Origin of the sequence: Vibrio sp. 1159, assembly GCF_033340395.1 — a bacterium.
Classification (GTDB): Bacteria; Pseudomonadota; Gammaproteobacteria; order Enterobacterales; family Vibrionaceae; genus Vibrio; species Vibrio alginolyticus.
The window spans coordinates 114,542-126,702 of sequence record NZ_JAWOWL010000008.1; the positions used below are offsets into that span (position 1 = coordinate 114,542).

Annotated in this window: 12 protein-coding genes; 5 read left to right on the forward strand and 7 right to left on the reverse strand. The window is 45.8% G+C overall.

Features of this window, described 5'->3' with window-relative positions; all coding sequences use genetic code 11:
- Nucleotides 1-19 precede the first annotated feature (19 nt).
- The 4 genes from R7127_RS08930 (at nucleotide 20) to R7127_RS08945 (ending at nucleotide 3,900) form a co-directional block, all read left to right on the forward strand.
- A complete protein-coding gene (locus R7127_RS08930) occupies nucleotides 20-1,366 on the forward strand; it encodes a hypothetical protein (RefSeq protein ID WP_054576514.1) in 1,347 nt (448 codons plus the stop codon).
- Nucleotides 1,367-2,389, forward strand: coding sequence for a sensor histidine kinase (locus R7127_RS08935; protein WP_005374473.1), 1,023 nt, complete (start codon nucleotides 1,367-1,369; stop codon nucleotides 2,387-2,389).
- 15 nt (nucleotides 2,390-2,404) lie between these two features.
- Nucleotides 2,405-3,196 (forward strand): LytR/AlgR family response regulator transcription factor, encoded by a 792-nt coding sequence (locus tag R7127_RS08940; protein WP_053350114.1) that lies wholly within the window; start codon nucleotides 2,405-2,407, stop codon nucleotides 3,194-3,196.
- Between the two features lie 68 nt (nucleotides 3,197-3,264).
- Entirely contained in the window at nucleotides 3,265-3,900 is a 636-nt protein-coding gene (locus R7127_RS08945; RefSeq protein WP_005383209.1) for a DUF2268 domain-containing putative Zn-dependent protease, read from the forward strand.
- A 117-nt stretch (nucleotides 3,901-4,017) separates the two neighbouring features.
- On the opposite strand, the gene R7127_RS08950 is transcribed toward R7127_RS08945, so the two are convergent.
- From R7127_RS08950 to R7127_RS08965, 4 genes are all read right to left on the reverse strand, one after another.
- A complete protein-coding gene (locus tag R7127_RS08950) occupies nucleotides 4,018-4,512 on the reverse strand; it encodes a peptidylprolyl isomerase (RefSeq protein ID WP_053350113.1) in 495 nt (164 codons plus the stop codon).
- A gap of 121 nt (nucleotides 4,513-4,633) precedes the next feature.
- Nucleotides 4,634-6,295, reverse strand: a complete 1,662-nt coding sequence (locus R7127_RS08955; protein WP_025768726.1) for a methyl-accepting chemotaxis protein — start codon at nucleotides 6,293-6,295, stop codon at nucleotides 4,634-4,636.
- A 175-nt stretch (nucleotides 6,296-6,470) separates the two neighbouring features.
- On the reverse strand, nucleotides 6,471-6,857 hold the full coding sequence (locus tag R7127_RS08960; RefSeq protein ID WP_054576513.1) for a thiol-disulfide oxidoreductase DCC family protein: 387 nt from the start codon (nucleotides 6,855-6,857) through the stop codon (nucleotides 6,471-6,473).
- Nucleotides 6,858-6,881: 24 nt separating this feature from the next.
- Nucleotides 6,882-7,676, reverse strand: a complete 795-nt coding sequence (locus R7127_RS08965; RefSeq protein ID WP_053350111.1) for a DUF4344 domain-containing metallopeptidase — start codon at nucleotides 7,674-7,676, stop codon at nucleotides 6,882-6,884.
- Nucleotides 7,677-8,533: 857 nt separating this feature from the next.
- Between R7127_RS08965 and gltS the strand changes: the two genes are divergently transcribed.
- Nucleotides 8,534-9,769, forward strand: a complete 1,236-nt coding sequence (gene gltS, locus R7127_RS08970; RefSeq protein ID WP_005374448.1) for a sodium/glutamate symporter — start codon at nucleotides 8,534-8,536, stop codon at nucleotides 9,767-9,769.
- Between the two features lie 99 nt (nucleotides 9,770-9,868).
- Here gltS and R7127_RS08975 read toward each other — a convergent pair whose 3' ends face one another.
- Genes R7127_RS08975 through R7127_RS08985 form a run of 3 tightly spaced genes read right to left on the reverse strand, consistent with a single transcriptional unit; the run spans nucleotide 9,869 to nucleotide 11,924 of the window.
- A complete protein-coding gene (locus R7127_RS08975) occupies nucleotides 9,869-10,699 on the reverse strand; it encodes a hypothetical protein (protein ID WP_054576512.1) in 831 nt (276 codons plus the stop codon).
- Entirely contained in the window at nucleotides 10,699-11,556 is an 858-nt protein-coding gene (locus tag R7127_RS08980) for an ABC transporter ATP-binding protein (RefSeq protein ID WP_005374445.1), read from the reverse strand. The genes R7127_RS08975 and R7127_RS08980 overlap by 1 nt, the downstream gene beginning before the upstream one ends.
- Nucleotides 11,553-11,924, reverse strand: a complete 372-nt coding sequence (locus R7127_RS08985) for a GntR family transcriptional regulator (protein ID WP_005374444.1) — start codon at nucleotides 11,922-11,924, stop codon at nucleotides 11,553-11,555. The genes R7127_RS08980 and R7127_RS08985 overlap by 4 nt, the downstream gene beginning before the upstream one ends.
- Nucleotides 11,925-12,161: the final 237 nt, after the last annotated feature.

A 12,161-nucleotide genomic window follows, 5' to 3' on the forward strand; every position in this document is an offset into this window, starting at 1 on the left:
AAACGAGCAAGGAAGTCAGATGAAATCGTACCAGCCTAACCTTAACAAAAGCACCAGTTTGTTGATTGCTGCCTCATTGTGTGTGGGCGCGTCAGCCCCTGCTTTTGCCAATGATGAACTGAGTTTTGAGTGGGATTGGGCTGTCAGTTACGAAACGACCAAGCAGCGTGACAGCGCATTTATACAAGCGCAGAGCAGTTCTCGTGATTCACTTAATGCACTGTTGGATGTGCAGGTGAATTATCAAAACTTCAGTGGCTTGTTTGCTCTGTACAGCCAAGGTTTGTACCTCAATCAACAAGGAGAGAGTGACTGGTGGAGTGAAGCTGATAATCAATTGCTGATTCGAGAGCTGGCTTGGCTAGGGGAGTGGCAAGTCGGTGATACCACTCTTGATGTGAGTTTGGGTAAGTTACGCGTGGATTGGGGCGTGGGTTATGGCTACCGACCTTTGGATCTGTTTAAGCCTTATCGACAAAATCCTGTTGGCTTAGTCGCAGAAGAAGGAGCGGGTGTGTTTTCACTCTCACACTACGATATGGCAGGCGAGTGGACGGTGATTGCAACGGACTCAAGCTGGGGGCAACAAGACCAAAGTGCACTTGATCAAGCCGCAGAGCAACAAGGTATTGGTATTCGTCGTTATGCGCTGGTGGGTGACACTGAGTATCAACTTATTGGTTATTACGATGATGTGCGCCGAGGTTTGCTTGGAGCCAGTGCCATTGCCGTGTGGGATGAATCCATCGCCATGCACGGTTCCATGCTGTGGCAAAAGCAAAGTGTCGGCTATCAGTTTCAGCAAGACGATCTTTACCAACCTGTTTCGGTTGAGAAGCAGGGCAGCGCATTCCAAGCCTTGATTGGATTGAACTGGGCAAACCAAGCCGGACACAACGTGATTGCTGAATATTGGTACGACAGCCGAGCATGGTCGAAAAACGAATGGCAACAAGCAATGGAGCGTGGCGAATTACTCTCTCAGCTCCCTGAACCTAACAACTCTCTGTTGGCTAGCAGCGCTCTACTTGCGACAAGCTACGCCCAAGGGTTTCAGCATGCCAATATCGTTCAGCATAACGTAATGCTGCACTGGAGTTGGGATGTAGAAGCATGGGCTGCATGGAACGGCGAAGCGGATATGGGCTGGCTAAGTGATGTAACCCCTACGTTGGATGTGATGCTGTCGCCACAAGATGGTGGTGTGATCGTCACGCAGTGGCTTAACTACCAATGGATTGATACCGGCGATCAAAGTGTAGAAGTGGAAGTTGCCGCACGCTTTTTAACCGGAGACGACCAATCTGCTTACGCACAAATCAATGATAAGCATATGATTGTATTTAACATCAAAGGGAAATTCTAAATGTGTTCAGCAAAATCAGTGGTGAAAAGTGGATGGCCGCGTAGCTTATTAGTGACTACGGCATTTTGTCTCTTTATCGCAGCAATGACGCTCTCGGTTTGGGGCGGTCCATTCTACATTCATGTGGTGGTTAGCTTTGGATTTGGCTATTCGGCTATCTTCTTCTCATGGCTTGTCGACCGCCTGTTTCCTACCATTCCTCGTTTGGCGGAAGTGGCTATTTCGCTGACGGCTTGCCTATTGTTTGGTGTGGTGAACGCTCAGCTTTGGCTTGGGGAATACTTCGGTATCTCAAGTATGCTGTCGGTTGGTCTCATGGGGTTGTTATTCAGTGCCATGTGCTTTTTCTATTTCTATTCACGCGAGCAACATGCAATCGCTCAAAGAGAGTTAGAGGCCATCAAACGCGAGAAAGCAGAGCAAGATCGTGCGCTATTGCTGAGTCAGCTTAAGCAGATGCAAAGCCAGATTGAACCGCATTTCCTATTCAATACCTTGGCGAATATCAGTGCACTCATGTCGCAAGATGTCGATAAAGCCAAGCTGATGCTAGAACAGTTAACCGCGCTGCTGCGTGCAACGCTCAAAAGCTCACGCGAAGAGCACACCACCATAGACAATGAAACGGCGTTAATTGAGGCTTACTTAGGCATCCAACAAACTCGTTTGGGTGATCGACTCAGTTACAAGATTGAGGTGGAAGAGGGGTTAGGCAGAACCGAGTTACCGCCGATGATGCTCCAGCCTTTAATCGAAAACGCCATCATCCATGGTATTGAACCGAAGCGAGAAGGCGGTGAAGTCTGTTTGCTGATTAAGCGCAAACAACAGAACTTGCTGATTGAAGTCAGAGACACGGGTGTTGGCTTGAATCACGTTAGTGGGCACATGGGCTCTGGAGTGGGTCTAAGTAATCTAAAGCAGCGAGTTGAAGCTTTGTTCGCAGGGCAAGGAGAGGTTTCTATCAGTGAGTCTGCTCAGGGTGGCGTTTGTGTTCGCCTGAGTTGGCCAATGGAATCGTAATCAAGGAAGAAAGGAATGAATACAGGGTTTACAGCCATTATTGCTGATGATGAACCGCTATTGAGACGTCATCTTGATAAAAGCCTAGCTGAAGTGTGGCCAGAGCTAGAGGTAATAGCCAAAGTCGCCGATGGTGAACAAGCGTTGCAAGCCATTGAGCAAAGCCAACCTGACATTGCGTTTCTTGATATTCGTATGCCAGTTCTGGATGGCATGACACTAGCGCAAAAACTCAATCAACTCGCCAATCCACCTTTGATTGTGTTTGTCACCGCGTACGATGATTACGCCATCAAAGCTTTTGAGCAAAATGCCGCCGATTATTTGCTCAAGCCTATCTCGGATGAGCGCCTACTGACGACGTGTGAAAGAGTGAAAACACGCCTTGCTAAGCGAGAGCAACAAAGCAGTAATGTGCAGATGAGCAGCCTGTTAGAACAGTTGCAGCAATTATCCGCGCCACAAACGCCGCAATATCTTCAGTGGATCAAAGCGACGCAAGGGGAAGATATTCATCTGATTGCTACGTCTGATGTATTGTATTTCAAAGCGGAAGAAAAATACGTTTCTGTGTATGCCCAACAAGGACAAGGCAAAGTGCAGGAGTATTTGATTCGCACCTCGTTGAAAGAGTTGATAGGGCAGCTTAACCCAGAACAGTTCTGGCAAGTACACCGTTCAAGCGTTGTGCAAGTGTGCAAAATTAGCAAAGTAAACAAAGACTTTGCTGGAAGAATGTTTGTTCACGTTGGAGAAACTAAGCTCGCTGTGAGCCGTGCATCTCAAAGTTTGTTCAAAGGGATGTAATCGCTAGAACTGCTCACTCTTTACACTGTAAACTCGCTGATCTTAACCCACATTATCAAGGAAGATAAATGAGTTATCGCGTAACCCTGTTAAATGCGACGGGAGAACTGTCTCCAATCTCTGAGTATTTGCATCAGAAACTTGATGATCTGAGCTCACAACTTTCTAGTTACTTTGATTTGAGTAACATTGACCTCACCATTAGCCCGTTTGATCGCAATGACGTACCGCAGACGGGGATTGGTGGCTATTGCTTAAGTGCCTATCGTGTAGAGATTCTGCTTGATACTCAACGTACTGATATTAAAAACGTTATTGAGAAAGAACTAGCTGCGGTGTTAGCGCATGAGTTGCATCACCTGTTCCGTATGCGAGCGGGAGAAAGTGGCGTTGCACTTGGTGATGTACTAATTATGGAAGGGTTAGCTTGTCACTTCGAACGTAAGGTGAATGGCGGCGTCACTCCGACCTTGTTTGAGCAAATCAAAGATCAAGATTGGCGCCCTTTCTACGCTGAGATGAAAGGCAAGTTGACCAGCTTAGATTACAACTTCGACGCTTACTTTCTTGGCAGCGATGAAAGCCGCTGGCCGAAATACATGGGGTATTGGGTTGGGTACAACCTTGTTGCTGAATATCTGGCTGATTTTCAAGGCTCTGAACTGGATTTGGTTGGAGCCAAAGCTGAGCTTTTCTATCAATAACTTCGTTATAAGCCCAACTAATCGGCTGAGTCATAAAAACAAAAAGCGCCTAAGTCATCAGACGTTAGGCGCTTTCTTCGTTTTATAGCGACGATTTCTCTGCAGAGGCGAATGGGCTTATTCGCTGATCGTCACTTTCTCGATAATGATTGGATCGCATGGCACATCATCGTGACCAAGTTTAGAGGTCGTTTTCACTTTCGCGATGTGGTTTACGACATCCATACCCGCGGTCACTTTACCAAACACTGCGTAGCCCCAGCCTAGGTTGGTGGTTGCGGTGTGGTCTAGGAAATCATTGTCTTCCAAGTTAATGAAGAACTGTGCCGTTGCAGAGTGCGGAGCATCGGTACGCGCCATTGCGATAGTACCAACAAGGTTTTTTAGACCACGGTTTGCTTCGTTCGCGATAGGGGCGCGTGTTGGCTTTTCTGCCATGTCTTCGGTATGACCGCCACCTTGGATCATAAAGCCGTCGATAACGCGGTGGAAAATGGTGCCGTCGTAGAAGCCATCTTCACAGTATTTTTTGAAGTTCTTTGAGCTAACTGGCGCTCGTTCTAGGTTCAATTCAATTTCGATGTCACCGAAATTGGTGGTCATAATAATCATCTTGTTTGCCCTTGTGGGTGCTAAGTTGGCGGCATTATAGCTAAGTCGCATTATGATAGCAGAAATAAAAACAGCGACGTTTTGGCGTCGCTGTTTGCATGTTGAGTGTTTGAGGAAAGCTCTAGACCGTAAAGCGACCGACCAAGTCGTACAGCTCGTTAGCTTTGTGGTTAAGGTTGCCACTGCCTGCGCGGTTTTGATTCGCAAGGTGCGCCGATTGGCTGCTTTGTTGAGAGATGACTTCTATGCGTTGTGAAATCTCTTGCCCAACTTGGCTTTGTTCTTCGGTTGCCGTTGCGATCAGCGTGTTCATGTCCATGATGTTAGCAATCGCGGCTTGGATTTCTTGCAGTGCGGCAGAGGCTGCCCGTGCTTCCTCAACGGTTGCTTCACCACGAGCTTGGCTTGAACCCATGGCTTTCACTGCCGCATCCGAGCCAGACTTCAACTGCTCGATCATTTGGTGAATTTCGCCTGTGCTGTCTTGAGTGCGACTTGCCAGTTTACGGACCTCATCGGCAACGACTGCGAAGCCGCGACCTTGTTCGCCTGCACGGGCTGCTTCAATGGCTGCGTTCAGTGCCAATAGGTTAGTTTGCTCGGCTATATCCTGAATCACTTCCAGAGAAGAAGAAATGTTTTTTACGTCGCTCTCTAAACGAGAAATCACCGTGCTGGCTTCTGACACCTCTAGCGCGAGTGCTTCGACAGAGTTCGCTGCCGAATCAACAATGTGTTTTGCTTGTTGTGAGTTTTCATCGGCGTCTCTGGCTGATTGCGCTGCTTGGTTAGCGTTGTTTGAAATCTCGTGCGCCGTTGCTGTCATCTCGGTCATTGCCGCTGCGACTTGTTCGGTCTCTTCACGTTGACCAGAAGCCAACTCGTCCACTTGCGATGCACGCTGTGACATCTCGTTGGTCTCTGAAACCACTTCTTGTCCTACGTGGCTAACGCTCTTGATGATGCCTTGCAGGCTTTCAACGAAGATATTGAAGTTACGGCTCAGCTGCGTGAACTCCGGCACGCTTGATTCTTCCATGCGCGCGGTTAAATCTGCATCGCCTTGTGCGAAAGAGTGAATTGAAGCATCAAACTGCTCAATAGGTTTCATGATGCTGCGGTTAACAAATACGGCAAAGACTGCAACTATCGCTGTTATCGAGGCACAAAACAGGGCTATCGCAGTTAGTGTGGTGTTGAGATCTTCGTGTGCGGCTTTTTCCATGTCTGCCACAATGGCGTCGATATCGTCCGTGTAGAAACCCGTTCCCAACATCAAGTCCCATTCAGGAATAAAGACTGAGTAGCTGAGTTTCGGTAGTGCTTCACTCTGACCGAGTTTCGGGAAGTAATAAGTCGTGAACTCGCCAGTTTTGGCATTTTTTAACAAATCCTGAATCAGGTAATTGCCTTTCTTGTCCTGCAAGTTATAGAAGTTTTCCCCGATGCCTTTGGTGTTTTTGCCCACCACGACGCGAACGCCTTTTGAATCATAACCAAAGATGTAGCCGGATTGACCAAACTCTAGTTGTTTCAAGATAGGCAGAGCCTCTTCCAGTGGGGCATTTTGTGCGAGTAGCGGCTCGACAGCGGAACGCGCCATTTGTACGTAACTTTTGAGTTCGGCTTTTTTCATCTCCATCATTCGACTTCGAGTTTGCTCAATCTCGTGCTCGTTGTAGGCCGTGGTTTGTACGTAGGTGAACCACATCATGCCTATTGCCATAGTTAGAATTGGAATTATTGAAAGGATATATAGTCGTTTTCTGATCGTCAGATTCATAGAGACGTCCTTCTCTCGGCGCAGCGTTACAAGTGACAAGCTGAATAAGCTTGCCTGATAAAAGTGTTAATACTTATTGTTGTAATGCTTAGAGATTAACCGAGTTAATCAATCAGAAGTACTGGAAATTTGTAAATCTAGACGAAGGTCGTAGCATTTTTAAGCGGGATCACAATTAACGTGAACACGACCCACTATTGCAACGAGAAGTCCCTGTTAACCAATATGAGACGCGATACCTATTCTTTGCGAATTTGAGGTAAAGCCAGTCAGCAACAGGTTTAACGAGGCGCCAACGCAGTGGAGCGTAGAGCCAACCGCGACCAACTAATTGCCACGCACGATGAGTCACGTCCAACCCAAGCAGAAGCTCCCCCTTTTCGTTGAGAGCGTGCAAAATGGTGTTGGCTTGTTCAGGATCGATCTGCGGATAATCTGCGAATGCATCACTATAGATATCGACGGTTTTGATGTGCTGCTTGGAATCGCGTTGTTTTAGCGCCTTCATCTCTTTGGCACAAAGCGGGCAGGTTCCGTCATAAAATATGGTGAGTTTTGTCATTGCGGTCTTCTTATTTGAGATTTTCTAATCGCTTTTACGTGGCGAATTTTCTTTTGGTTCATTGTTTTGCAAGTAATGCAGCCAATTGTCGCGAATGTTGCCGTAATTGAATTGGCAGAACTCTTTGCGATCACGCAGGTAGTCTTTTTCTACTTCATCGAGTAAGGCTTTGTATTGCTCAGGATCACTACCGTACACCAAACATAACGTTGAAAAGTAACGCTGCAAATCAAAGCTGTGTTCGTCAATGTACTCGCCAAAATCGTAGTAGTCCGGTCTGTCGTCGGATTCGAATGCGAACATGTCGGCGGCGCTAATGGCCATACCTGCGCCATCTTCTAGGAAGTCAATCATTAAAATAGTGGCAAAATTATCGACCGCATCTTCTTCTTTTCCGAGAACAGGGATGCTTTGATCTTCGATGTAAGCATGTCCAGCTTCATGAAGTAAAGTGTGCAATAACGTATCTAGCGCCCCTGTTTTTGGGGATTTTCCGAAGCGTTCTTCATACTGATTATTGGAGAAGTAATTGAGCGACTCCAAATAAAAAGTGTAAGGAACGTATATTGTGTGTGTATCAGGATCATACATTGGACCATCTTCTCCGCCGTAAACCAGCGTGAGAGCTTTATCAAATGGAAAGTAGGCCTGAGACAGCTCAACAAAGATGGTGTTTACATCGCTGCTTTGAATCGATTGTTGGGCGATTTTTTCATGAGTTGTCTCTATGGGAGAATATTGAATACGAATGTTTTCAGCTGCTGTAGCTGATGAGACGATGCTGAGTAATAGCGCAGCGCAAAGCGAATGAATGTTCATGTGGGACTCTTGTTATTGAATAACTTGTATAAAAAATTATACATGTTTTTGTCTGATGCATAGTTGGGGTTGTACTCATTAGCCAAAGTCGGGACGTCGGTCTCGAAAAGCAATCATGATAACATCGCATATTTCGGCTGCTTGGTTCTCTAGGGCGTTTATCAAGACCTCTTGGATAAGAACGTCGGTGAAGTTATTAGCTATGCATCGTTTTCTAAGAAGCTTACTGAGTAACTGTGCTTCGATCTTTATCTGTGAAAATGATAATAGGCAGTTAATCATTGCAAGGTTTAATCATGGGGTTGGTGAATGTCACTGAATTGAAGAAAATTATCAGCGATATGTTATAATCCTGCTCCGTTGTGACGAAAACGTTTGTTGCAGCCTGAGAGTTTCCTTGGATTCGGCTCGTTTATACACCATGAGCCAGAGTTGAAAAGCTACGACAGGAACAGGCAAACCCAATTGTTTTGAACGCGCTCTCGGCGTTTAGCGGTTACAACGGGAAGGAACTTTGTTTGATAGTAATTGACACATTCTGTTTAAGTAAGGGAGCCCGAAGTGGTTCAGAAAGTGTCACCCAGAATTTACTCACAACACCCCAAGCGATAACGCACAGGTATTGCGAGGGGCCATTTGAAGGAGCTGTATCAGCTCCTTTCACATTTAAGGGCTTGCTAACAGCGTAAAAACTGACACATCGCTTAAGGAGCGCCCCTTAAACTAGCCTAAGGCGCATCTACACCAACTTTTTGAGTATTTTCGAAACAATAAAGCGAGAAAATTTGCTATTGAACGAAGGTTAAACTAACACTCATTCATTACGGAGAATGAAGAGAACAATAATAAGAGGCGATATGAATCATTTAATATCTGTAGGTGCACTGGAGTCCTTCTTGGTCGCAATTAGTGTGCTTTTCCTGGGGCATTTTATTAATGCTAAGCTACCGATTTTAAAGAAATTCAACATACCTGAGCCGATTGTAGGTGGTCTTATTGTAGCCTGCATGATTACTGCTCTTCATTTCAACGGCATCGATTTAGAGTTCGACTTGCCATTACAAAATACGTTTATGTTAATGTTTTTTGCGACAGTTGGTTTGGCCGCAAATTACACTCAGTTGATGAAAGGAGGTGCGAAGGTTTTTATCTTCTTAGCTGTCGCATCGTTTTACATCATCATACAAAACGGCGTTGGCGTTTCACTTGCGGCGGCGCTCGGTTTAGATCCTTTGATGGGGTTAATTGCTGGCTCGATTACTCTGTCTGGTGGTCATGGTACAGGTGCTGCGTGGTCACAAACCTTTCAAGACGTGTATGGATTGGATAACGTCTTAGAAATTGCAATGGCATCAGCGACTTTTGGTTTGATCATCGGCGGTATCATTGGTAGCCCTGTAGCGCAGCGTCTGGTGGAAAAGAACAGCATAGAGTCTGAGTATGGTCGTGGTGGTCGAGATGCCAAAACTCACGAGAAATTCCCGGAGTTGGTGACTTACAATGAATACGAAGAAGATAAAGTAACGGCGAAAAAAGTGGTGGAGAAACTCTTCTTCTTACTGATTTGTGTTACTGGGGCCAAGTATGTCGAGCAATGGGTAAGCACGTATGAAATCTCATGGCTGATGATTCCAGACTTCGTATATGCGCTATTCATTGGTGTGATCATTACGAATTTCTTGGAAGTGACCAAAATTCGTAAGTTAGATGCCGAAACGGTCGATATGTTAGGTACGGTATCGCTATCTCTATTCCTAGCGATGGCTCTGATGAGCTTGAAGTTATGGAATATCTTTGATCTAGCGATTCCATTCTTGGTTATTTTAGCTGTGCAGTCTGTCGTCTTAGCTATCTTTACGTACTATGTTACGTTCAAAGTGATGGGAAGCAACTACGATGCTGCGGTTATTGCAGGGGGGCACTGCGGTTTTGGCTTGGGTGCAACCCCAACAGCCGTAATGAACATGGGTTCAATCGTTAACCGATTTGGCCCGTCGCCACAAGCATTTATGGTGGTGCCAATTGTGGGCGCTTTCTTTATCGACATCGTCAACTTAATTATCTTGCAAGGCTACATTTCATTCCTTGGTTAAAGTTAAGTGGATGAGCTCCTAGAGGCGAAATAAAACGGTCACAACACTGGTTGTGACCGTTTTTTTATGACTTGGTTTGGTCGTTTATTGAACGAAGCATTATTGGATAGTTCGGCTGAACTTGAGGCTAGCTGTCCAACCAAGAATACCAATGAAGGCGTAAATGCCAACGTTTAACCAACCCGCTTGAGGAATGGCATTGAATGGGTTTGGTGTAATAATGGCGTGCAGCGGAAGGTAAAGCACTTCGGAGAAAAACTGATCTAGCCCGTAGAAACCAAAAAGTGCGATAGGCATCCAACGCAGCGCATAAATGGCGATAAACAAAATGACCAGTGGTGAGTTCACTTTTTGTGAAATAGCCATCGCAGTTAATGCCAGCGGTAACAGCAGAATACCGGCGAACAACATTCTGATTAAAAACTCTCCCCAATGCAGCAGCACGTAACCTAACGAGGCTTGGCGGTACAATAAAGCCAATTGGTGATCAGTAGAGATGTTCAGCAACCACAACATTAAATTTGCAGCGAGTACGAGCACCGAGCAGACGAGCGGAATCACCAATAAGCCAAATCCTAGCTTCACTAAATGGGTTTTTATGTCACTGACAGGCATACTGCGCCAAAACATAATGCTGCCTTCCGCCCGTTCTTTGCGTAGCGTTCTTGGGAAGTACTGAACGGCTAACAAGATAGACAGCAGCCCTGCTCCTCCGGTAATCAACATATTGACATCATCACCAAGCTCTTTGTGAATGTCACTGACATCGCCACCAAAGCTCATTTGGAAAAACATATTGTGTTGTAGAGTGTCGTTACTCATTAAACTCACAAAGAGAATAACTCCACACGCCAACACAAACAGTGGAATACGTAAAACAAGAGGGTTCTCTAACCACTCTTTTTGCAACATCGCGACAACTGAACGCATTACGCTGCCTCCTTCTGCAATGCTAAAAATAGATCCGCTAACTTCACCCCATGGATGGACCCCATTGTTTCTGCTTGTTGGGCATACTGGGCTTTGAGTAACCATTTCGTTGAACCGAGGCCTTTTTGTGACGAGAGTGGGTTCATCGCTTCAATTTGTGTGCGGTGCTCGTCGTTGGCTTCAAGAATGAAATAGTCTTCACTGATACTGTCCATCGAGGTTTGCAGAACGGGGCGACCATGCTTGAGAATCAGAACATCTGTCAGCAAGTGCTCAATCTCTGATACTTCATGACTGGCGATGATCAACACGCGCTCGCCGTCGTGAAACCATTCCAATAAGTGACGATAAAACGTCTCGCGATACACGAGATCTAACCCGAGTGTCGGTTCATCCAATATGAGGATTTGGGTGTTGGTCGCGATCACAATCGCGAGGTGTAATTGCACCTTCATCCCTTTGGATAAAGATTTGATACGCGCACGAGGTTTGATGTCCGTTTGACGAAGCAGTGTATCTGCTTGGGCGCGATTGAACCCTGGGTGCACACCCTCGGTATAGTGAAGCAGTTGAGCAACGGTCATCCAATCTGGCAGAACGTTGACATCCGAGATGTAGGATAAGCTCTGCATTATCTTGTCGCGTTGCATAATGGGTTCAAATCCGTTGATACGAATAGTGCCCTGATATTCATGTGCACCGAGTAGGGCATTAATAAGCGTTGATTTACCTGCGCCATTATGGCCGAGTAAGCCAAGTACTTGTCCTGCATGTAGGTCGAAACTCACTTCATGCAGTGCTTCTCCTTGTTGCTGATATTGCTTGGAGACGTTGTTTACACTGACTAATGCGCTCATTGGTCACCTTTCAAGTGTGGTTTTAGTTGTTGAATGAATTCGTCGAGTGACATATCCAGACGCTGTATTGTGTCGGCTATCTGCGGAATTTGTTGCTGAAGAAAACGTGCCTTCTCGTCTGCGAGTAATTTGAGCTTTGCTCCTGAAGCGACAAACATACCTTGACCGCGTTTTTTCTCCACTAGCCCGTCATCAACAAGCAATTGATAGCCTTTCATAACGGTGAGGTGGTTAATTTTCATATCTGCAGAGATGCTACGGACGGAGGGCAGAGCATCGCCTTCTTGCCAGACACCTTGCAGTATTTGCTGCGTGATCTGGTCTGCCAACTGTCGAAATATCGGTTGGCGATCATGCCAATTAGTCATGAGTGAATCTCTTGGTTGAGATGGTGTTATATATATGTATAACACCTAGTGCGTTAGAGAGAAAGTAATAATTTAAAACCTAGTGTATCCGCCTGTCTCATTCGCTCTAAATATCCACCTATGTGGTCGTTGTTTTGAGGTTTTGTTTTATATGGAAATTAATTGCTTCTCATAAGTTGAGAAGTGTTGTTTTTCTCTTCCCATCAATACACTTATCGCCTGTTCTAAATAAATATT